At 32.3% G+C, this 23,467-nt stretch carries 21 protein-coding genes; 12 read left to right on the plus strand and 9 right to left on the minus strand.

Translation table 11 applies throughout. The annotated features are described in order from the left end of the window. Positions 1-4 precede the first annotated feature (4 nt). From RF683_RS04340 to RF683_RS04370, 7 genes are all read right to left on the minus strand, one after another. Positions 5-391 carry a hypothetical protein gene (locus RF683_RS04340; RefSeq protein WP_309532972.1) on the minus strand — a complete coding sequence of 129 codons (387 nt, stop codon included), beginning with the start codon at positions 389-391 and terminating at the stop codon, positions 5-7. A gap of 36 nt (positions 392-427) precedes the next feature. Further along, complete coding sequence (locus tag RF683_RS04345) at positions 428-1,156, minus strand: DUF3784 domain-containing protein (protein WP_309532973.1); 729 nt, start codon at positions 1,154-1,156, stop codon at positions 428-430. A 90-nt stretch (positions 1,157-1,246) separates the two neighbouring features. After that, the gene (secA, locus tag RF683_RS04350; protein ID WP_309532974.1) at positions 1,247-4,588 is read right to left on the minus strand and encodes a preprotein translocase subunit SecA; all 3,342 of its coding nucleotides are present in this window, start codon (positions 4,586-4,588) and stop codon (positions 1,247-1,249) included. Between the two features lie 97 nt (positions 4,589-4,685). Beyond that, complete coding sequence (locus RF683_RS04355) at positions 4,686-4,907, minus strand: DUF2795 domain-containing protein (protein ID WP_002986941.1); 222 nt, start codon at positions 4,905-4,907, stop codon at positions 4,686-4,688. 162 nt (positions 4,908-5,069) lie between these two features. Further along, the gene (locus RF683_RS04360) at positions 5,070-5,642 is read right to left on the minus strand and encodes a cob(I)yrinic acid a,c-diamide adenosyltransferase (RefSeq protein WP_309532975.1); all 573 of its coding nucleotides are present in this window, start codon (positions 5,640-5,642) and stop codon (positions 5,070-5,072) included. 20 nt (positions 5,643-5,662) lie between these two features. Further along, entirely contained in the window at positions 5,663-6,601 is a 939-nt protein-coding gene (locus tag RF683_RS04365; protein ID WP_309532976.1) for a TerC family protein, read from the minus strand. 49 nt (positions 6,602-6,650) lie between these two features. Then, positions 6,651-7,229 (minus strand): DUF1543 domain-containing protein, encoded by a 579-nt coding sequence (locus RF683_RS04370; RefSeq protein ID WP_309532977.1) that lies wholly within the window; start codon positions 7,227-7,229, stop codon positions 6,651-6,653. Positions 7,230-7,345: 116 nt separating this feature from the next. On the opposite strand from RF683_RS04370, the gene RF683_RS04375 reads away from it, so the two are divergent. Continuing rightward, a complete protein-coding gene (locus RF683_RS04375) occupies positions 7,346-9,532 on the plus strand; it encodes a glutamine synthetase III family protein (RefSeq protein WP_309532978.1) in 2,187 nt (728 codons plus the stop codon). Between the two features lie 223 nt (positions 9,533-9,755). Here RF683_RS04375 and RF683_RS04380 read toward each other — a convergent pair whose 3' ends face one another. Both RF683_RS04380 and RF683_RS04385 read right to left on the minus strand, forming a co-directional pair. Further along, positions 9,756-10,253 carry a helix-turn-helix domain-containing protein gene (locus RF683_RS04380; protein ID WP_309532979.1) on the minus strand — a complete coding sequence of 166 codons (498 nt, stop codon included), beginning with the start codon at positions 10,251-10,253 and terminating at the stop codon, positions 9,756-9,758. A gap of 100 nt (positions 10,254-10,353) precedes the next feature. Beyond that, the gene (locus RF683_RS04385; protein WP_309532980.1) at positions 10,354-10,752 is read right to left on the minus strand and encodes a hypothetical protein; all 399 of its coding nucleotides are present in this window, start codon (positions 10,750-10,752) and stop codon (positions 10,354-10,356) included. A 244-nt stretch (positions 10,753-10,996) separates the two neighbouring features. Between RF683_RS04385 and RF683_RS04390 the strand changes: the two genes are divergently transcribed. The 11 genes from RF683_RS04390 (at position 10,997) to mnmA (ending at position 23,455) form a co-directional block, all read left to right on the plus strand. Further along, positions 10,997-11,863, plus strand: a complete 867-nt coding sequence (locus RF683_RS04390) for an OmpA family protein (RefSeq protein WP_309532981.1) — start codon at positions 10,997-10,999, stop codon at positions 11,861-11,863. A 118-nt stretch (positions 11,864-11,981) separates the two neighbouring features. Then, positions 11,982-13,160, plus strand: coding sequence for an AIR synthase related protein (locus RF683_RS04395; RefSeq protein WP_309532982.1), 1,179 nt, complete (start codon positions 11,982-11,984; stop codon positions 13,158-13,160). Between the two features lie 143 nt (positions 13,161-13,303). Next, the gene (gene guaA, locus RF683_RS04400; RefSeq protein WP_309533150.1) at positions 13,304-14,836 is read left to right on the plus strand and encodes a glutamine-hydrolyzing GMP synthase; all 1,533 of its coding nucleotides are present in this window, start codon (positions 13,304-13,306) and stop codon (positions 14,834-14,836) included. 222 nt (positions 14,837-15,058) lie between these two features. Beyond that, entirely contained in the window at positions 15,059-16,558 is a 1,500-nt protein-coding gene (locus tag RF683_RS04405; RefSeq protein WP_309532983.1) for a LysM peptidoglycan-binding domain-containing protein, read from the plus strand. Beyond that, entirely contained in the window at positions 16,558-16,962 is a 405-nt protein-coding gene (locus RF683_RS04410; RefSeq protein ID WP_309532984.1) for an OsmC family protein, read from the plus strand. Before RF683_RS04405 ends, RF683_RS04410 begins: the two co-directional genes overlap by 1 nt. 20 nt (positions 16,963-16,982) lie before the next feature. Continuing rightward, a complete protein-coding gene (locus RF683_RS04415) occupies positions 16,983-17,291 on the plus strand; it encodes a hypothetical protein (protein ID WP_309532985.1) in 309 nt (102 codons plus the stop codon). Between the two features lie 71 nt (positions 17,292-17,362). Next, entirely contained in the window at positions 17,363-17,593 is a 231-nt protein-coding gene (locus tag RF683_RS04420) for a DUF3820 family protein (RefSeq protein ID WP_309532986.1), read from the plus strand. Positions 17,594-17,741: 148 nt separating this feature from the next. Then, complete coding sequence (locus tag RF683_RS04425) at positions 17,742-19,346, plus strand: CTP synthase (RefSeq protein WP_309532987.1); 1,605 nt, start codon at positions 17,742-17,744, stop codon at positions 19,344-19,346. 59 nt (positions 19,347-19,405) lie between these two features. Beyond that, complete coding sequence (gene yidC / locus RF683_RS04430; protein ID WP_309532988.1) at positions 19,406-21,304, plus strand: membrane protein insertase YidC; 1,899 nt, start codon at positions 19,406-19,408, stop codon at positions 21,302-21,304. A 205-nt stretch (positions 21,305-21,509) separates the two neighbouring features. Then, positions 21,510-22,268: a toxin-antitoxin system YwqK family antitoxin gene (locus RF683_RS04435; RefSeq protein ID WP_309532989.1), complete on the plus strand. Its 759-nt coding sequence runs from the start codon at positions 21,510-21,512 to the stop codon at positions 22,266-22,268. Beyond that, positions 22,268-23,455 carry a tRNA 2-thiouridine(34) synthase MnmA gene (gene mnmA / locus RF683_RS04440; RefSeq protein WP_309532990.1) on the plus strand — a complete coding sequence of 396 codons (1,188 nt, stop codon included), beginning with the start codon at positions 22,268-22,270 and terminating at the stop codon, positions 23,453-23,455. The genes RF683_RS04435 and mnmA overlap by 1 nt, the downstream gene beginning before the upstream one ends. The last annotated feature ends 12 nt before the right edge of the window (positions 23,456-23,467 follow it).

The following is a 23,467-nucleotide window of genomic DNA, read 5'->3' on the forward strand; positions in this document are numbered from 1 at the left end:
TAATTTATTTTTTTAGCAAAGTAGCGTCAGCATTTTTAAAAGTAGGAGGTAAATGATTGATATTTGCTATTCTTTTTTTATTTAACTTTAAAACAATATCATGTTCTATAGTAAATAATAATGCCGACATGAATGGATTATTCATATAAGGAACAAGTTCGTTTTCTAAAGTATCAAGAGGCATTATCTTTTCAATTTCTTGTAAACCTTCATTATAAATTTTAAAAATAACAGAAGCTTGTAGTGTTTGGTCAATAATTTTTGTACGTACAAAAATGTTTTGTAGTTCGGGTTTACCTATTGTTTTAGCTAACGTTAATTTGGCAAACGTTTTATTTTTAATACTTTCTTGTACTAAAGAAAAAAAGTGTGAATAGGTGTCCGTGTTCATGTTAAGTTTAAAGTAAAGGTAATGGAATTCAATGCACTAAGGTAATGCTTTTTTCAATGTTTGGTATAGTATTCGATTAGATTTCGTTTTTGCTGAATAATATATTTTTTCGTGATCTTTTGTTTCTATCAAAAGAATAGGTTTTTGATTGGAATTAAGCAAAAGTTTTACTTTTTCCCCTATTTGGGTTCTGAAATATCCCTTTTTTACCGTCTCAAGTGCAAAACCATTTGTTTTATGTGCCATTGGAGGTAATTCATTTACCAAGTATACTGCAAGAATATCTTGTTTTTGAAGTGTTGCACCATATGAACCTGTTAGTTCTATTTTTGTTGCACTAGTATGTAGTTCATTTTCTTTTAACGTTTCTTGAAAGCCATATAGAATACCAATAATTAAAGCTAATAAGCCCGTCATTACCGCATATAGTAGTATTCTTTGTTTAGTAGAGGTTGAATGTGAATATTTTTTATTACTTATCCAAATAAAATACGTATAAGCTAAAATAGGATAAATTCCCATAAATAATCCGCTAATATCTGCATCTATGAAATAATAAATAACTAAACCAATACTACATAATGAGGTGCCTAAAAAAATATGGAATTTTTTGAAAAAAGGAATATAACCCCTAATATCAAATTGTTTTCTTTCTTCTTCAGACATCGTGTTGTAACCAGATAATAAATAGGAAGCATTTTCTTCTGTTACCAAGAATCCAATACCTGTAAGTAGTATACTAATGAATAGAATAGGGAAGAGCATGATTAATTTATTTTAGAATATTAAATTAGTAAATATCTGAAAATTAAAAATCCCCAACGAATATGTTGAGGATTTTAATATTTGGAATTTTTACTCGTTAACTAAAACCCATTCACCTTTTGCTAATAAAGGTTCCGCTTTTTTGTATTTCATAGTTTCACTTTTGCCACTCATTACATGTTTAATCGTTACATTGTCGTTACGATTAATTTTTGGTTGGTCACGTGTAATTGTTTCTGTTACCGCTGGACGTTGTGGCGTGTTAGTTTCTCCATTATTTTTATTACCACCACCAAAGTCTTCTTTAGATTCTATATACTGTTCTTGTTTGCTATCATGTGCTTCTTGAATCGTATTTGCATTTTGTGAAGGTAAATTTCCTTTAAACAAGAAAGAAATTACATCTCTATTTACTTGCTCAAGCATGGCTTTAAACAAGTTAAATGCTTCAAACTTGTAAATTAATAAAGGATCTTTTTGTTCGTGCACCGCTAATTGAACAGATTGTTTCAATTCGTCCATTTTTCTTAGGTGTTTTTTCCAAGATTCATCAACGATAGCCAATGTAATATTTTTTTCAAAATCTGTGATTAAAGATTTTCCTGCTGTTTGATAGGCCTTGTTTAAATCAGTTACCACATTTAATGTTTTAATCCCGTCGGTAAACGGAACAACTATACGTTCATATTGTCCATTGTTATTTTCGTAAACATCTTTGATTACTGGAAAAGCTTGGTGCGCATCTCGTTGTACTTTTTCTTCATAATAGTTATAAGCTGCTTTATAAGCTACGGCAACTATTTGTGCTGGATTTAATTTAAGAAAATCTGCTTCTGATACGGGCGAACTGATAGAAAGTGTTTTAATTAATTGGAATTCAAATCCTTTATAATCATTAACAGCTTTTGTGTTTTCTACAATTACTTCACAAGTATCATAAATCATGTTTACAATATCAACTTTAAGACGCTCTCCTTCTAAAGCATGTCGACGACGTTTATAAACAACTTCACGTTGTGCATTCATAACATCATCATATTCTAATAAACGTTTACGTACACCAAAGTTGTTCTCTTCTACACGTTTTTGTGCTCTTTCAATAGATTTGGTCATCATGGAATGTTGAATTACTTCGCCTTCTTTTAATCCCATTCTATCCATTACTTTGGCCACTCTTTCAGAACCAAATAAACGCATCAAGTTGTCTTCTAAAGATACATAAAATTGAGAACTTCCCACATCTCCTTGACGTCCTGAACGCCCTCTTAACTGACGGTCAACTCGACGAGAATCGTGACGTTCTGTACCTATAATAGCCAAACCACCTGCTTGTCTAACTTCTTCAGAAATTTTAATATCTGTCCCACGCCCTGCCATGTTTGTAGCAATCGTAACAACTCCTGGTTTTCCTGCTTCCGCAACAATTTCGGCTTCGCTTTTGTGCATTTTTGCATTCAATACATTGTGAGCAATACCACGCATTTTAAGCATTCGACTTAATAATTCCGATATTTCAACTGAAGTAGTACCAATTAATACAGGTCTTCCAGCTTGCGATAATTGAACTACATCTTCAATAACCGCATTGAATTTTTCGCGTACCGAACGGTAAATTAAATCGTCGCGATCTAAGCGAGAAATAGGTTTGTTTGTTGGAATTTCTACTACATCTAATTTGTAAATCTCCCAAAATTCACCTGCTTCAGTAACAGCAGTACCGGTCATTCCACCTAGTTTGCTATACATACGGAAATAATTTTGTAAAGTTATCGTAGCAAAGGTTTGAGTAGCTGCTTCAATTTTTACATTTTCTTTCGCTTCAATAGCTTGGTGTAACCCGTCTGAATATCGACGGCCATCCATGATACGCCCTGTTTGTTCATCTACAATTAATACTTTGTTATCCATGATAACGTATTCTGTATCTTTTTCAAATAGGGTATAAGCTTTTAATAATTGTGTTAGGGTGTGAATGCGTTCAGATTTTACTGAAAAATCTCTGAATAAAGCTTCTTTTAATTCGCCTTCAGCTTCTATAGCAAGATTTTGTTTTTCAATCGAAGCAATTTCCATACCAATATCTGGCAATACAAAGAAATTAGCATCTGTGTCTTGAGAAAGAAACTTGATTCCGTTATCTGTTAATTCAACTTGATTATTTTTTTCTTCAATCACAAAATATAACGCTTCATCAATTTTATGCATTTCTCTACTATTGTCTTGCATATATTGATTTTCTGTTTTTTGCAAAACTTGTTTCACCCCTTCTTCAGAAAGGAATTTAATTAAAGCTTTATTTTTTGGTAAAGCGCGGTAGGTTCTTAATAAATAGAATCCGCCTTCTTTTGTGTTTCCTTCTTTTAATAATCGTTTAGCTTCTGTTAAGCAATCTGTTGCAATTTTCTTTTGAAGGTTAAATAAGTTTTCCACTTTGGGCTTTAGCTCTAAAAATTCATGTCGATCACCATCTACAACTGGACCCGATATAATTAAAGGTGTACGAGCATCATCAATTAATACAGAATCGACCTCATCCACAATGGCATAATTATGTTTGCGTTGCACTAAATCTTCAGGTGCATGCGCCATATTGTCTCTTAAGTAATCAAAACCAAATTCATTGTTTGTACCATAGGTAACATCAGCTTCATAAGCTTTTCTTCGTTCTGGTGTATTTGGTTGATGGTTATCAATGCAATCTACTGTTAAACCGTGGAATTCAAATAATGGTGCTTTCCATGTGCTATCTCGACGAGCTAGATAATCATTAACAGTTACTAAATGAACACCATTACCGGTTAGTGCATTTAAATAAATAGGTAAGGTAGCAACCAGTGTTTTACCTTCTCCGGTTTGCATTTCGGCTATTTTTCCTTGATGTAAAACAATACCTCCTATCAACTGCACATCATAGTGAATCATGTCCCAAGTAATTGCTTTTCCTGCTGCGTCCCATGAATTTGCCCAAACAGCATTATCTCCTTCAATTTTTATATAGGGTTTTGTAGCCGATAATTCTCTATCTTTTGGTGTAGCAATAACAGTAATAGAAGTATTTTCTTTAAAACGGCGTGCTGTTTCTTTCACTACAGCAAAAGCTTCTGGAAGAATATCAGCTAATGCTTTTTCTGAAACTTCATAGGCTTCTTTTTCTAGTTTATCAATGTCTAGATAAATAGTTTCACGAGCATCAATATCTTGGGTATTTTCAGCTTCAGTTTTTAAAGTAGCTATTTGTGCATCTTGATGCGCACGAGCCTCTTTTATTTTTTCTTTAAAATAATTAGTTTTTGCTCTTAATTCATCGTGAGAAAGTTGCTGTAATGCATTTTCAAATGATTTAATTTTAGTAACAAGCGGTTGAATGGCTTTGATGTCGTTGGCAGACTTATCTCCAACAAATATTTTTAATATCGAATTAACTATACTCATAATTTGTTATTTAGTGCACCTTATTGGTGTTCGTTTGCAAAGATAACCAAAAAAAAAGCCTCTTGGAAGAGACTTTTTAGTTGTGTTATTATTTTTTTTAATATTCATCCTCGTTCCAAAGATAATCTTCGTCAGTTGGATAATCAGGCCAAATCTCTTCCATTGATTCATAGATTTCACCTTCATCTTCTATTGACTGTAAATTTTCAACCACTTCTAATGGTGCTCCAGTTCTAATAGCATAGTCGATCAATTCATCTTTAGTAGCTGGCCAAGGCGCATCGCTCAAATAAGATGCTAATTCTAACGTCCAATACATCTTTTATAGATTTTTAATTTATGCAAAAATAATTTTTAAACTCAAAAAGGCAAGTTTTTTTTAAACTTTTTTTTAAATTTTTTAAGAACGTAATTTTTTAGGTCTCAGACGTTTAATTTTTAACAAATCGCCGCCTTTATATTTATATGCTTTACTTTTAAATTAGGATTTTTTTGGAATCCACTTTTTTTCCTCTGCTTGTAGATCATAGGACAACTTTCGTGCCAATACAAATAAATAATCTGAAAGACGATTTAAATAACTTAGAACAGTTTCTTCAAGTGCTTCAACTTCATTTAGATACGTGGCTAAACGTTCAGCTCTACGACACACACAACGAGTTATATGACAATATGACACAGTGGTGTGACCTCCAGGTAAAACAAAATGCGTCATTGGTGGTAAAGCTGTATCCATTTCATCAATTTCTTTTTCAAGCAAATGAATATCTTCGGTAGAGATTCTATTTATTGTTAAACGAGGTTGTCCATTTTTTAAAACTTCTTTCTCGGGAGGAGTAGCCATAATAGCACCAATTGTAAATAAACGATCTTGAATTTCTAAAAGAACTTCTTTATAATGGTTTTCTATTTCTTGATCTCTAAGTAAGCCAATGTGCGAATTTAGTTCATCAATAGTACCATAACTTTCAATTCGTATGTGATGTTTAGGAACTCGAGTACCACCAAATAAAGATGTTAACCCAGTGTCACCTGTTTTTGTATATATTTTCATTTTTTTTCTCTCTAAATTAATTACTTTTTTTGCTTTTGTATGGATATAAAAATTCCTGCTGTTAAAGCAATTGCTATAAATCCTAATGACATCCATTCTGGAAATTTAATATAATGTACTAAAAGCATTTTAACTCCAACAAATGTTAGAATGGCAATTAGGCTGTATTCTATATAGCTGAATTTTTCTAACATATTGGCCAGAAAGAAATACATGGAACGGAGTCCTAATATGGCGAATATATTTGAACTAAAAACAATAAATGGGTCTGCGGTAATAGCTAAAATAGCGGGTACACTATCTATGGCAAATAGTACATCCATTAATTCAATTACAAGTAAAGCAATAAAAAGAGGTGTTACGTAATTAATTCCGTGTTCTCTAATAAAAAATTTCTGTCCGTGTATTTCGTGTTTAATAGGGAAAATTTTACCAATAAGTTTATAGACTTTTGAATGTTGTGGGTCAAATTCTTCTTCTTCCTTTTTGACTAACATTTTTAATGCAGTAAATACTAAAAAAGCACCAAAAACATAAGTAATCCAGTTAAATTGATTGATTAATGCTACGCCTAAAAAAATCATTAAACCTCTGAATACTATTGCGCCTAATATACCCCAAAACAGTACGCGGTGTTGAAATTTTTGTGGTATTTTAAAAGAAGCAAAAATGATGGCTATTACAAAAATATTATCTGCACTTAACGAAAGTTCAATTAGGTATCCTGTGATATATTTTATAGACGCATCATAAGGACTTAAATGTGTGGAATTTTCAATGTATTGGTGTTTGTATAAAAGATATAATATACCAGAAAATAAAAATGAAAGTGTCACCCAAAGTAAGGTCCATTTTGAAGCTTCTTTAGAGCTAATTATATGAGGGTTTTTGTTGAAAACTCCTAAATCTAAGGCTAAAAAAACAGCTATGGCACATAAAAAAACAATCCAAACAGTCATAAATTAATCAATTTTTTACAAACTTACATATATTTTTTTAGTTCTGTTGCTATAAATTATTTTTAATGATTTTAGAAATAGGTAGGTATCCAATGTGTAATTGGTCTTTAAATGAGTTATTAGTTCTCTCGATTTTGATTTGGTATTTATTCTTAAATATAGGATGTAAAACATCTTTAATTTTAAAAATATCGTCAACATCTATTCCGTGGTTGTCGTCAATATGAGATTCAGCTCCCTTAAAAGAATGGCTTTCATAAAAATCTGTTTTTTTTATTTGCTTGATTGCTTCAGAAGTTGAAGTAGCTACAAGTAGTTCTTTGTAATGAAACTCTTCAAAAGAATTTTGTAAATAACCACCTAAATTCAAAAAAAATAAATTAGTATTATTCGTTACAGCTTTTTCTTTTTGTTCAATAGAGATTGAATAAGCACCCACTTGAGTTACTTTTCTCCAACAATCAATGTGAAATTTACCTTCGCATTCTGGCCAGAAAGCTTCCATATAAGGTATCATTTCATGTAAAGAGGCTCCTATTCCAAAAAATATATCGTGTTGCTCTGTAAGTCTGTTTTTTGGTGTACATCCTATTAAAATCATGTATAAATTAAGGGTGTTTTCTTTCATATATTAAAATTATTTTCACATACCCCTAAAAAAAATAGGGGTAAGATTATTTTATATTATTTTTTTTGTATTTTTGTATCGTAAAATTAAAGGTATAATTTTAAAAACACAACTTTATGTCAACATTTCGTTTTCAAGCTTTAAGAAAGGCAACCGACAGAAAACCAGTTCATGTAGAAGAATTGGCAAAAAAATCTGAAATTTTTGGTTCTAATGTCTTCAATGACAAATCTATGCGTCAATTTTTAACTCCAGAAGCCTATAAAGCGGTTAAAGCTGCAGCAGATGGTGTAAAAATCGATCGTAAAATTGCTGATTATATTGCATTAGGAATGAAAGAATGGGCATTGTCAAAAGGTGTAACACATTATACTCACTGGTTTCAGCCGTTAACAGGAACAACTGCAGAAAAACACGATGCTTTTTTTGAAACGTTTCCTGATGGAAGTGATCCAGTTGAAAAATTTGGTGGAAGTCAATTAGTACAACAAGAACCAGATGCTTCTTCTTTTCCAAATGGAGGTATCAGAAACACCTTTGAAGCAAGAGGATATACCGCTTGGGATCCTACATCGCCTGCCTTTATCTTTGGTACGACTTTATGTATTCCAACCGTTTTCGTTTCCTATACAGGTGAAGCTTTAGACAACAAAACACCTTTATTAAGAGCTTTAAACGCTATTGATGCTGCAGCAATTGATGTAGCTAAATATTTTGATAAAAATGTAAAAAGAGTTACACCAACATTAGGTTGGGAACAAGAATATTTCCTAGTAGATTCGGCTTTAGCCAATTCTCGTCCTGATTTATTAGCTACAGGTCGAACTTTATTAGGACACACTGCAGCTAAAGGGCAACAATTAGACGATCATTATTTTGGTTCGATTCCTACTCGTGTTTTAACCTATATGCGTGATTTAGAAAACGAATGTATGTTATTAGGAATTCCGGTTAAAACGCGTCATAACGAAGTAGCACCTAACCAATTTGAATTAGCGCCTATTTTTGAAGAAATCAACTTAGCGGTTGATCACAATTCCTTATTAATGGATGTGATGCAAAAAGTTGCAGAGCGTCATGATTTTAAAGTATTATTTCACGAAAAGCCATTCAAAGGCGTAAACGGTTCAGGGAAACACAACAACTGGTCATTAGCTACCGATACAGGTATTAACTTATTGAGTCCGGGAAAAACTCCAATGAGCAACTTACAATTCTTGACTTTCTTTATTAATACAATTAAAGCGGTTCATGATAACGAAGAATTGTTAAGAGCATCCATTGCTTCGGCAAGTAACGATCACCGTTTAGGAGCAAACGAAGCGCCACCTGCGATTATTTCAGTATTCATTGGTCAACAATTGACTAAAGTATTAGCTGAATTAGAAGGGGTGTCTAACGGAAAATTATCGCCAGAAGAAAAAACCGATTTAAAATTAAACGTGGTAGGTAAATTACCAGACGTTTTATTAGACAATACCGACAGAAACAGAACGTCACCATTTGCCTTCACCGGAAACAAATTTGAGTTTAGAGCTGTAGGTTCTTCTGCAAACTGTGCGGTTTCAATGACAACGTTAAACACGATTGTGGCAAAACAATTGAAAGACTTCAAAAAAGAAGTAGATACGTTAATTGAGAAAAAAGATTTAAAGAAAGACGAGGCTATTTTCAATGTCTTGAGAGAATACATCAAACAAACAAAAGCAATTCTTTTTGAAGGCGACGGATACAGCGAAGCATGGGAAAAAGAAGCTAAAAAACGTGGATTAAGCAACCATAAAACCACACCTCAAGCGTTAAAAGCAAAAGTGTCTAAAAAAGCAATTGCAATGTTTGGAGAAATGGGCGTTATGAACCATGTTGAAGTAGAAGCACGTTATGAAATTGAACTAGAAGAATACGTGAAAAAAATCCAAATTGAAGGAAGGGTTTTAGGCGATATTGCTCGTAATCATGTGGTTCCAACAGCGATTCGTTACCAAAATGTATTGATTGAAAACGTAAAAGGATTGAAAGAAATCTTTGGAAAAGACTTTGAGAAAATTGCTAAAGAACAAATTTCATTAATCAAAGAAATTTCGGAACACATTGAAGGGATCAATACTAAAGTGGAAGCCATGACCGAAGAGCGTAAAAAAGCAAACACTTTAACAAATACCGAGAAAATGGCAGCTGCATATTGCGATAAAGTAAAACCCTACTTCGAAGAAATTCGTTACCACGCTGACAAATTAGAATTGTTAGTAGACGATGAACTTTGGACTTTAACAAAATACAGAGAATTGTTATTTACGAAGTAATAAAAATAGAAATCCCAATCAAACGATTGGGATTTTTTTGTTTATACTTTTGAAATGGCGAGTAGCCATATGCATCTATTTAACGTTCCCACGCTTGGCGTCAGTTGCGAACTTCGAAACTGATTATTTTCTATTAAAGATAATATTTCTTGCGAAATGTGAACGTGAATTTACCACAAAATTCGCAATTGCGCCAAATGTGTGTTAGTGGTTCGGCATTTTTTTATATTTTTTTTTGTTCAATGAAATCAACTAACTCAATTTTTGCTCCAAGTGCTAATGAGATTTTAGAAAGGATATCCATACCAACAGAATAACGTCCTTGTTCAATGCGACTAAGATTAGCTGCATCTATATTCGCAATTTGAGCAAGCGTTTTTGCTTCAATATTTTTTTCTTTCCGCAATTCACGGATTTTTGCTCCTATTCTTACTCTTTCTTGATGAAGTAAAATTCTCTCATCGTCTTTGTCACCTTTTCCGCCATTAATTCCAATTCCTTCGTAATAATTCATTTGTATCCAAACCCAATATTGTATACTCATACCTGTGCTGTATCCCATATTATCTTCATAATATTTTTGGAAATAATATGCTAATCTTTCAGCATATTGTTGTTGGTCTGTTTTTGGAGTTGGAAAATAAGTGTTCCAAGTGAATTTTTCTCCGTCTTGTGCAATGACTTCAATAGTAGAGTCATCTACAAATCTTGCTTGTATCATAATTTTTGTTGCCGTATTTATGGTGTTGCCGCCACTTTTAAAAGTTATTTGGTAAAGGTAAAAATAATTTTATAATTGGCAAATTTGCCAATTATAAAATTTAATAGATTCGGACAACTAATCTACTTTTTTCTTCAGTATTCCATTGTACTTGCCATGCCCTGCCATCTATTTGGTCAAGTAAAATGAAATTATATATGTTCGTTGTTGGGTAAAGAAAAAATCTACCATTACTCTCATTCTCTTTGCTAACAAGAGAAATGTCAGATAGTGAATACTCAAAGCTGTCGTTTGTTCCAGTTCCCCATTGTACATGCGACATCTGTCCATTTCGTGTATTTAATTTAATAAATGTGTATTTATTTTTTGTAGCAAAGAGTCGATAAACAACAGCACTATCTGTAGAAATATTTTGAATAGGAGTTTCTGATGTTGTGTTTTGAGCAAATGAATTCGTTGCAAATAGAATAAAAAATAATGTAAATAATTTTGCTTTCATATTGTCTGTTTTGTTATGTGTTTTATTTTATAGTAAGGTAGTTTATGCTGACCGCCAACTTGTTTATATGCTCAGTTTTTTGCTATTTAGTTGAGCAAAGCTAGTCATTTTGGTTAGATATGCTCAACTAGGGTTACACTTTTTACTTTTTCAAAGCTACTAAAATATTTTAAAATAATATATTTAAGCACTGTTTTTTATGAAGTAATAAATATATTTGTTGTTATTTCGTAAAAAGTAAAAAATGAAGGTTGTATTTTCAATACTATTGTTTGGTTTCGGGTTTGGCGCCTTTTCGCAAGATCACGTTACGTTTTATTTCGATTCAGATAAATTTGAATTGAATAAAACAGAATTAGCAAAACTTTCAACATGGATTTTGACAAACAAAACATCTAAAATCCTAGCAATCAGTGCTTCTACAGATGAAGTGGGTAGTACAGGTTATAATGATACCTTATCTCAAAAACGTGTGGGCTTTATTTATGAAAAAGTAAAAGGTCAACTGGCTATACGTGCTGATTTTAAAACGATAAGTTTGGGTGAAAAAGGAGCAAAATCAAAAAACAAAGCATTGAATAGGTATGCAACTATTTTTTTTCTTACACAAAAAGAATTAGCTAAAGAAGCAGAAATTTTAAAAGGAAAAGTAAAAGAAGAGCAACCTGTAGTAACTGAAAAAGGAGATTTAATCCCTATTGAAGAAGTAGATATGCATTTTCCTCCTGATGCAAATTTAGAAGAAAAAATTATACTTTCACGACCAGGAACGTTAATTGTTTTGCCAGAAATTCAGTTTTATAAAAATTCATTTGGTATTATGCCTTCATCAAAGCGTTCAATTGACGAATTATTGTATGTAATGGACAAATATCCAAATTTACGAATTGAAATTCAAGGTCATATTTGTTGTGTAAGTGCAGATATTAAGAATTTATCCTTAGAGCGCGCAAAACAAGTAAGACGTGTTTTAGTGGCTAATCGCATTCAGCAGCATAGAATTGTAGTTAAAGGATTTGGTGTGTCCAAACCAAAATTTGCAATTCCAGAAGCTAATGAAGAACAAGCCGCTGCAAATAGAAGAGTTGAGATAATGATTTTACAGAAATAAATAGTTTTTTAGCCATTAAATTTTATTTGGCTAAGATTTGCAAAATGACTAATTGAAAATTGGCTCATTCTCTAATTATTTATATCTTTGCCAAACACAACAAACAACAACACAATAAATGAGTTCTGAAACGAGCCAACGCTACAATTTACGAGGTGTTTCAGCATCAAAAGAAGATGTACACCAAGCTATAAAAAACATTGATAAAGGGTTGTTTCCAAAAGCCTTTTGTAAAATTATTCCTGATTATTTGACTAATGATGAAGACTATTGTATTATCATGCATGCCGATGGAGCGGGTACAAAATCTTCTTTAGCGTATATGTATTGGAAAGAAACGGGTGATATTTCCGTATGGAAAGGCATAGCACAAGACGCGTTAATTATGAATATTGACGATTTATTGTGTGTAGGGGCAACCGATAATATTTTATTGTCTTCTACTATCGGAAGAAATAAAAATCTAATTCCAGCCGAGGTAATTTCGGCAATCATCAACGGAACAGAAGAATTAATTGCCGAGTTAAAAAAACACGGTGTTACCATTCATTCAACTGGAGGCGAAACGGCTGATGTGGGCGATTTAGTTCGTACTATTATTGTTGATTCTACGGTAACCGCTCGTATGAAACGTGCCGATGTAATTGATAATGCGAATATTCAAGCAGGAGATGTAATTGTAGGATTGGCTTCTTTTGGTCAAGCTACTTATGAAACCGAATACAATGGCGGAATGGGAAGTAATGGCTTAACATCTGCGCGTCATGATGTTTTTGCGAAGTATTTGGCTGAGAAATATCCAGAAAGTTTTGATGTAGCTGTTCCAAACGAATTGGTGTATTCGGGTCAAACCCAATTGACAGATGCAGTTGAAAATAGTCCAATTGACGCTGGAAAATTAGTACTTTCTCCCACCAGAACGTACGCGCCAGTTATTAAAAAAATACTATCTAAATACAATTCAAATCAAATTCACGGAATGGTGCATTGTAGTGGAGGTGCACAGACAAAAGTGCTTCACTTTGTAGGTAACGTTCACGTAATTAAAGATAATTTATTTCCAGTACCACCGTTATTTCAATTGATTCAAGAACAATCTAAAACCGATTGGAAAGAAATGTATCAGGTGTTCAATTGCGGACATCGAATGGAAATTTATGTACCAACTGAAATTGCAGAAGATATCATCGAAATTTCAAAATCATTTAATATCGATGCACAAATTGTAGGACGAGTAGAGCAATCAGAAAATAAAAAGCTAACTATAGTTTCGGAATACGGAACGTTTGAATATTAATATTATAGTGATTAGTGAAGAGTAATTAGTAATTAGTTTCTATTCTTAGTCAAAAAATAAAATAAAACACACAACTGAGTTATAAGTTTTTTTTCGTAAAGTTTTTAACTTCCGACTTCTAACTTCTAACTTCTAACTTTAAAATAATGAACAACGTATTAATTTTAGATTTCGGATCACAATACACGCAATTAATTGCTCGAAGAGTAAGAGAATTAAATATTTTCTGTGAAATTTTCCCTTTTGATAAAATTCCTGCCGATTTATCATCTTACAAAGCCGTAATTTTAGGCGGAAGTCCATGTTCTGTTCGTTCAGAAGACGCTTTGCACCCAGATTTATCTCAAATTAGAGGTAAAAAACCGTTATTAGCGGTATGTTATGGTGCACAATATTTAGCCCATTTTTCAGGTGGAGAAGTGGCGGCATCAGCTACTCGAGAATACGGAAGAGCAAATCTTTCATTTATCAAAGAAAACGAAGTATTTTTAGAAGGTGTTTCAGACAATAGCCAAGTATGGATGAGTCATTCCGATTCCATCAAAAAATTACCAGCAAATGGTGTTAAAATAGCCAGTACAAAAGACGTTGAAAATGCGGCATATAAAATTGAAGGTGAGACTACTTACGCCATTCAATTTCATCCAGAAGTGTATCATTCTACAGATGGAAAACAAATGTTAGAAAACTTTTTAGTTAAAATTGCAAAAGTGGAACAAACTTTCACGCCAAATGCATTTGTTGAAGAAGTAATTGCTGATATGAAAGCCAAAATTGGTGACGATAAAGTAGTGTTAGGATTATCTGGCGGAGTTGATTCTACAGTTGCGGCGGTAATTTTAAACAAAGCAATAGGTAGTAATTTATATTGCATTTTTGTAAATAACGGATTATTACGTAAAAACGAATTCCAAAATGTATTAGATCAATACAAAGGAATGGGATTAAATGTTAAAGGTGTTGATGCTTCTCAGCGTTTTTATGACGCTTTAGAAGGTCTTGATGATCCTGAAGCGAAGCGTAAAGCTATTGGACGTGTTTTTATTGAAGTTTTTGATGATGAAGCACACTTGTTAACCGATGTTAAATGGTTAGGTCAAGGTACTATTTATCCCGATGTAATTGAATCGGTTTCAGCTACAGGCGGACCTTCAGCAACGATTAAATCACATCATAATGTGGGTGGATTGCCTGATTTTATGAAATTGCAAGTGGTCGAACCTTTACGAATGTTATTCAAAGATGAAGTGCGTAGAGTAGGCGCAACATTAGGAATTGACCCTGAATTATTAGGACGTCATCCGTTTCCTGGACCAGGATTAGCAATTCGTATTTTGGGTGATATTACACCAGAAAAAGTAGCTATTTTGCAAGAAGTAGATGCGGTATTCATTAACGGATTAAAAGAACACGGTTTATATGATAAAGTATGGCAAGCAGGAGCAATCTTGTTGCCTGTAAATAGTGTAGGTGTAATGGGAGATGAGCGTACGTATGAAAAAGTAGTAGCATTACGCGCTGTAGAATCTACAGACGGAATGACAGCAGATTGGGTGCATTTGCCGTATGAGTTTTTAATGAAAATATCGAATGAAATAATCAATAATGTTCGTGGTGTAAACCGAGTGGTGTATGATATTAGTTCAAAACCACCTGCAACCATTGAATGGGAATAAATATAATCCGCGGGATGTAATTATTAAAAACGTCCGTTCGAGTGTTTTTTGTGAAATAAAATGGAACAAAAAATGTATCGAGAACTGTTTTTAATGAAATTTTACTTGTTCTGTCATCCTTAGCAAAGACGAAGGAAGATTTTATTTCTAAAATGACTCGACTGACGTAAAATATTCATCAAAAACTAATTACACCCAAAGGATTAAATATAATATTATAAAATGAAGAATATTTGGGTACTAATTTTTTGTTTGAGTTTCTTTTGTGTTTTGGGACAGAAGAATGCTACACATGTTGTGGTAAAAGGTGAAACGTTATATGCTATTGCCAAGAAATATCAAATTACACCCGAGGATATTATAAAAAACAATCCTGATGCAGTCAATGGAATTAAGGAAAATCAAACGTTACTAATTCCTAGTAAAAATGGTTTGCCTTCTACTATTGTAACTACTGCAAATGACACAACATATGTTGTTCAAAAAGGAGAAACGTTGTATGCCATTTCGAAAAGATTTGGAATTAGCGTTGACACTATTTTAGCTAAAAATCCTAGTATCAAAGATACCTTGTCTGAAGGTGTACAATTAGTTTTGCCTACCAAAAAAAGTGCATTGCCTTTGGATTTATCATCTGAAAAAAATGTTGATTTGTTAGCCTCTGCAAATAAATCGAAACAGAGAAATTTAGTTTTATTAATGCCATTTAATATTAATAGAATTGAAAACGATTCTACTAAAACTAAAACAGAATATCTTAAAACAGATAAATTTTTAAATATTACCCTAGATTTTTACGCTGGCGCTTTACAAGCTATAGATTCAGCTAAAACATTAGGACTGCCAATTTCTGTAAAAGTGTACGATGCGGAGTCGTCTAAATATTCCTCAAATGTGGCGGCTATTATAAAAAATAATGATTTTTCAAATGTGGATGCAGTGATTGGGCCTTTTACTAATGCTTTTGTTGAAACAGCAGGGCAATTATTGGAATCGTACAATGTACCCATTATTTCACCTTTAATGAAAGAAACTGGAAAAGGTGGTGCTAATGTATTCTATGCAATGCCTTCAGAAGAAATGCAACGAGAAGCCTCATTTACGTATATGTATTCAAAATCAGACGTTATTTTTGCTATTCATGCGACAGGCAAAACGCCTTTAAGTACCTATATTAAAACAAATCAAAAAGAGGTAATTCAATATTATTTTAATGACAAAGGTGTTTTTGATTTTACATCATTTAAGGCTCAGTTAAAAAAAGGTAAAAAGAATTTTGTGATTTTAGATTCAGATAAAATTATGCAAGTGCTTTCTGTGGTAAATAATTTAGTGAAATTTAAAAAAGAATTTGACATTCAATTAGTTATTTTTGATCATACCGATGCTTTAGATTTTGAAGATGTTAAAGTTAAAAATTTGGCTTATCTGAAAATGCTTTATCCTTCAGCGTTAAGAGAAAATGAATCAATTGAAGCGAATTATTTTGCTACTTCGTTTAGAAAAGAAAATAAAATAGCGCCAAATCAATATGCAACACGCGGTTTTGATGTTACCTTTGATACTATTTTAAGAATGTGTCAAGAAGAAGGCTTTATCAATTCGGCTCAGACGCAAGTTTCTGAACAAATAGAAAGTAAATTTAAGTATGTAAACAATGCCAATACGGCTGTTTATATGATGTATTATAATGATGATTTAACAATAAAACAAGCACAATAATGGCAACATCAAAAGTAACTTATTTAGGTGATTTACGTACATCTTCAATTCATTTGCAATCGGGTTCAGAAATTATTTCGGATGCACCGCTAGACAATAATGGGAAAGGAGAAGCTTTTTCTCCAACCGACACTGTTGCTAATGGATTGGCTAGTTGCATGTTTACCGTTATGGGAATTAAAGCTAGAGAAATGAATGTTGATTTTTCAGGTTCCACGGCTGAAGTAACTAAAATTATGGGAACAGAACCCCGCAGAATTACCGAAATCCATGTAACGTTTAATTTTTCCATCAATCCCGACGAAAAAACAAAAACTATTTTGGAGAGAACCGCAATGACTTGTCCTGTATTTTACAGTTTGCATCCCGATATTGAAAAGGAAATAGTTTTTAATTGGAAATAGTTTTTATAAATTTTTAAATCATGGGATATAAAAAAGTTTGTTTGAATTGCAAAAAAGCATTTAGTCAAGGTACGAATTTTGAAATGTTATATGATTCAAATTGCCCTGATTGTGGTGAGAAAATGTTTCAAGTAAATCAAAAATTCAAACCTCCAAGAAAGTCGGATGATAAGCAATGGTTTGTTGTTAAATTTTTGATTGAAAATGGTTTTAGATATCAAAGTATCTACCAGACTATTAATGATGAAGTAATAAAAGTTGCTTATCCTTTGAAAATGTCAGAAGCAAAAGATTTTATAATTACCTATGATAATCAAAAAATAACTTGATTTTTTTTGATTATGGATTATATTTCTTAAAATTATAAAATTTTTTTCTTTCAACTATCCTCTAAAAAAAAATGACCAACCAAGAACTCCTCATCAAACTAGCCCATACTCAAATGCCTTTTGGTAAATATGAAGGACGTTTTCTTATTGATTTACCAGAGTATTATGTGGTTTGGTATGCCAATAAAGGTTTTCCAAAAGGACAATTAGGCGAACAATTAAAACTAGTTTATGAACTTAAACTAAATGGGTTAGAAGAATTGATTCGAAACATCCGTAAAAACTTTCCCAAAAAAAAATAAATTGTTTACAATTTAATTACAAAATTGATACATCGACTAATTGTCACATTGACTAATTAATATTATCTTTGCTCGTTTTTATAAATTATTACAACTTTCATCCTGAGCTTGTCGAAGGAAACAACACAACTAATACAAACAACACACAATGAATCAAACCAAATATATTTTTGTTACAGGTGGTGTAACCTCTTCGCTAGGAAAAGGTATTATTGCAGCATCTTTAGCTAAATTATTACAAGCACGCGGCTACCGCACTACCATTCAAAAATTTGACCCGTATATCAATGTTGATCCAGGTACTTTAAATCCTTATGAACATGGAGAATGTTATGTAACGGATGACGGCGCAGAAACCGATTTAGATTTAGGTCATTATGAGCGATTTTTAAATGTGCCTACTTCGCAAGCAAATAACGTTACTACAGGACGTATTTATTTGTCGGTAATTGAGAAGGAAAGACGTGGAGAATTTCTAGGAAAAACAGTTCAGGTGGTGCCTCATATTACTAACGAAATTAAAGAACGCATGCAATTGCTTGGTCAAACTGGTGATTATGATATTGTAATTACTGAAATTGGCGGAACTGTAGGAGACATTGAATCATTACCTTATATTGAATCGGTACGACAGTTATTGTGGGAATTAGGAGAAGAAAATGGTATTGTAATTCATTTAACTTTAGTTCCTTATCTGGCTGCTGCAGGCGAATTAAAAACAAAACCTACGCAACATTCTGTTAAGACTTTGATGGAAAGTGGTATTAAAGCTGATATTTTAGTGTGTAGAACTGAACATGAGTTGTCCGCCGAATTAAAACAAAAATTAGCATTGTTTTGTAATGTAAAAAAAGAAGCAGTTATACAATCTATAGACGCTTCAACTATATATGATGTGCCTAATTTAATGCTTGAAGAAGGATTAGACAAAGTAGCACTTAAAAAATTAAACTTATCAGAAAAAGCGTCGCCTGATTTAGCACAATGGAATGAATTTTTACAAAAACATAAAAATCCGAAGCACAAAGTTAATGTAGGTTTAGTGGGTAAATATGTCGAATTACAAGATTCTTATAAATCTATTTTAGAGGCATTTATTCATGCAGGCGCAGCGTTAGAAACAAAAGTAAATGTTATAAGTATTCATTCGGAATATATTGATAAAACGAATGTAGCTGAAAAACTCAAAGGATTAGATGCGGTTTTAGTAGCGCCAGGATTTGGTGAGCGTGGTATTGAAGGAAAAATAGAAACTGTAAAATATGCGCGTGAAAATAACTTACCATTTCTAGGTATTTGCTTAGGCATGCAAATGGCAGTTATTGAATTTGCACGTAATATTTTAGGATTAACAGATGCAAATTCAACCGAGATGAATCCTACAACATCTGCACCTGTTATTAGTTTAATGGATGATCAAAAAAACATAACAGACAAAGGAGGAACCATGCGTTTAGGTGCTTGGAAATGCCAATTAAAAGAGCATACATTAGCACAAAAATTATATTCTAAAACCGATATTTTAGAAAGACATCGTCACCGTTATGAATTTAATGGAGCCTATTTAAATCAAATGGAAGAAGCAGGTTTAATTGCATCAGGTTTAAATCCAGATACAGGTTTGGTTGAAGTGGTAGAATTAGCTAATCATCCTTTCTTTATAGGTGTTCAATACCATCCAGAATATAAAAGTACAGTTATTAATCCTCATCCTTTATTTTTAGGATTAGTGGCTGCTTCAGTATTAAAATAATAAGTTTAAAAAAAATAACGTAATTTGGTCGCAAATTAAAGTTTGTTAATAAAATAAAAATGGAAGAAAAAAAGTTTGATTTTAAATCATTTATTGGATTTACACTAATCTTTGGAATATTAATGTGGATGATGTATTCTAATCAACCCACAAAAGAAGAACAAGCTAAAAAAGCTAAAGAAGAAAACGCACAAAAAGAAGTTAAACCAACGAGTGCAACTTCCACGATTCAAGAAAAGCCAATTGTAACAGATACTGTTGCTCAAGCAGCAATTCAATCAAAATTAGGCGCTTTTGCTTATTCAGCAACATTACCATCAGCAAAAGATACAGTTACGGTATTAGAAAATGATGTGTTGTTACTTAAAATTTCAAATAAAGGTGGATACATCAAAGAAGCTTTAATAAAAGGTTTTGAATCCATTAAAAAAGATTCTAAACAAGCTGTAGAATTAATAAAAAATAACAATTCTCAATTAAATTTAGTTTTAACAACTAAAGATAGCAGAGTATTACATTCTAAAGAATTGTATTTTACACCAAAATTAACTAAAGAAGGAGCAAATCAAGTTTTGACGATGCAACTAAAAACGGGTGAAAATCAATTTTTAGAATACCGTTATGTTATGAAGCCTAACGAATATATGTTAGATTTCGCAATTCGTACACAAGGATTAGAAAATGTTTTAAATACATCAAAACCGCTTGATTTAGAATGGCAGTTAAAAACATATAGAAACGAAAAAAGCGTTTCATATGAAAACCGCTATACAGAATTAGTATATGAATATGAAGGGCGAAAAGATGATTATTTAAATGCAGCTAAAGATGGTGAAGAAACAGCTGAAGATGTGAGTTATATTGCTTTCAAACAGCATTTATTTACCTCTATATTATTAACAGATACACATTTTAAAACGGTACAATTAAAATCTGATAATTTAGTTGATGATCAAAATAAAGACACCATTTTTACAAAAGAATTCAATGCAAAAATGCCGCTTGAATTTAAAAATGGAAATTTAGCATATAATATGAACATGTATTATGGTCCTGCTAAATATGAAATTTTAAATGGATATAACAAAAACCTAGATGAAGTAATGCCGCTCGGTTGGGGAATATTCGGTTGGATAAACCGTTATATTTTCATTCCAGTATTTGGTTTTATATCTGGATTTTTACCTTTTGGATTAGCTATTATTTTCTTTACTATTTTAGTGAGAATAGTTATGTCTCCTGTTACCTATAAATCGTATTTGTCTCAGGCAAAAATGAAAGTGCTTCGACCAGAGATAACTGAAATTAATGAAAAACACAAATCAAATCCTTTAAAAAGACAACAGGAAACAATGGCGTTGTATTCTAAAGCAGGTGTAAACCCTATGGCAGGTTGTTTGCCAGCTTTAATGCAATTGCCTGTATTTTATGCGTTATTCCAGTTCTTCCCGTCTATGTTTGATTTAAGACAAAAAAGTTTCTTATGGGCAGACGATTTATCGTCTTATGACGCTATACTTTCATGGAAAGAGCACATTCCAGTCGTTTCATTTTTAACTGGAAATCATATCAGTTTATTTGCTGTTTTAGCTGCTATTGCAATTTTCTTCTATATGAAAATGACTACGGGAGATCAAGCTATGCAAGCACCACCACAAGAAGGTATGCCAGATATGAGCAAAATAATGAAAGTGATGATTTATATCTCTCCCTTAATGATGTTGTTCTTCTTTAATAGTTATGCCTCTGGATTGTCTTTGTATTATTTTATTTCAAATGCAATCACAATTGGTATCATGTTAGTGATTAAAAATTATATTGTAAAAGAAGATAAAATTCACGCCCAAATTCAAGAAAATAAATCGAAACCGAAAACAGAATCGAAATTTCAAAAGAAAATGCGTGAAATGATGGAGCAGGCAGAGGCGCAGAAGGCAGCTAATAAAAATAAAAAATAAATTTTAAACCTGTTCTTTCGGACAGGTTTTTTTAGTACTAAATGTAAAGTTTTTATACTTTTACATAGTTAAATAAAATTAGTGAATAGTATTTTTTCAAATAAGTTTATAAATGAAATCGCCATTAACAACTAGTTTGCGTAAGCAAACACCTATGAAGATAGGCGATACCATATGACCAATGAAAAAAAATAATTATCTACATATGAAAAAAATATATCTTTTAATAGGGATTATATGCACAGCAATAACTCAGTTACACGCCCAGGAAACGAGTAATCAATTAGATGATAAAGGATTGCGACATGGTATTTGGAAAGGGTATCATGAAGGTTCGAAACGTTTGCGTTATGAAGGCACATTTGAGCATGGTAAAGAAAAAGGAATTTTTAAATATTATGACGATACTAAAGCGGCCTCTCTAATTGCTACTCGGGATTTCTCGAAAGGAGATGGTTCTTGCTATATTACTTTTTTTGATCAAAAAGGATTTAAAGTAAGTGAAGGTTTACTTGTAAATAAAGTTTATGAAGGCGAATGGAAGTATTACCATAGAGAATCAAAAGAGTTAATGACGCAAGAGTTCTATAACTCAGGAAAACTTTCTGGTTGGCGAAAAGTGTTTTTTAAAAACACAAAACTAGCTGAAGAAGTTTTTTATACAGAAGGTAAAAAAAATGGACTTGCAAAAATATATTCTGAAGCAGGAAATCTTATAGAAGCATTAACATATAAAAATGATCTTTTAGAAGGAACAGCAACTTATTATGATGGACAAGGCATTAAACTATATGAAGGGCAATATAAAAAAGGCGTGAGGGTAGGAATGTGGAAATTTTATGAAAATGATAAGGTGCTTAAAGAAGTGAAAGCCCGAAATTTTTCTAAAGAGTTAATCAAATTTGAAGAAAAGCGAATGAAAGTAATAGAAAAAGCCACTAAAAACATAGAAAAAAAAGAATAATGAAGCGAGTAGTAGTAGGACTTTCTGGGGGAGTAGATTCCAGTGTAGCAGCTTATTTGTTGAAAGAGCAGGGATATGAAGTCATTGGCCTTTTTATGAAAAATTGGCACGATGATTCTGTTACTATTTCAAATGAATGCCCATGGCTTGAAGATAGTAATGACGCCCTTTTAGTTGCTGAAAAATTAGGTATTCCTTTTCAAACCGTTGACCTTTCAGAACAGTACAAAGAACGTATTGTGGATTATATGTTTAATGAATATGAAAAAGGTCGCACACCTAATCCTGATGTACTATGCAATAGAGAAATAAAGTTTGATGTTTTTATGAAAATAGCTTTATCTCTAGGAGCTGATTATGTAGCTACGGGACATTATTGCAGAAAAAACACATTGCAACTTGAAGGTCAAGAAATACACCAATTACTTGCGGGAAAAGATATAAATAAAGACCAATCGTATTTTTTGTGTCAATTGTCTCAACAGCAATTAGCAAAAGCATTATTTCCAATAGGTGAATTAACGAAACCAGAAGTAAGAGAAATTGCAGCAAAAGCAGATTTAATTACAGCTAAAAAGAAAGACTCACAAGGATTATGTTTTATTGGTAAAGTTAGATTACCCGAATTTTTACAACAAAAATTGCAGCCTAAAGAAGGATTAATTATAGAGATTCCTGAAAACGCAGCTATTTATCAAGAACCTCAACCTGTACATGCTAATTTTGAAGCCCAATTAGCTTACGAATCTGCAAACAAAATATATGCAGAAACATTGGGAATTGTTAAAGCAAAACATCAAGGTGCACAGTATTTTACTAAAGGCCAACGTAAAGGTTTAAATGTAGGAGGTACTAAAGAACCTTTATTTGTCATTGAAACAGATGTTGAAAAGAATATAATTTACACGGGACAGGGTAGTCAACATCCAGGTTTATTTAAACAAACATTATTCATTTCAAATGATGAAGTTCATTGGGTAAGAGAAGATTTAAGATTAGCTTCACATCAAAGTCGTGTTGTAAAAGCAAGAATAAGATACCGTCAAACTTTGCAACCAGCTACTTTATATCAATTTGAGAAAGGAATGTATGTAAGATTTGACGAGCCACAATCGGCTATAACTGAAGGTCAGTTTGTTGTATGGTATGAAAATGAAGAACTACTAGGTAGTGGCGTTATTTCTTAAAATTCCCTATAT

Source organism: Flavobacterium sp. 20NA77.7 (genome assembly GCF_031326205.1).
In the GTDB taxonomy this organism is placed as follows: domain Bacteria; phylum Bacteroidota; class Bacteroidia; order Flavobacteriales; family Flavobacteriaceae; genus Flavobacterium; species Flavobacterium nakdongensis.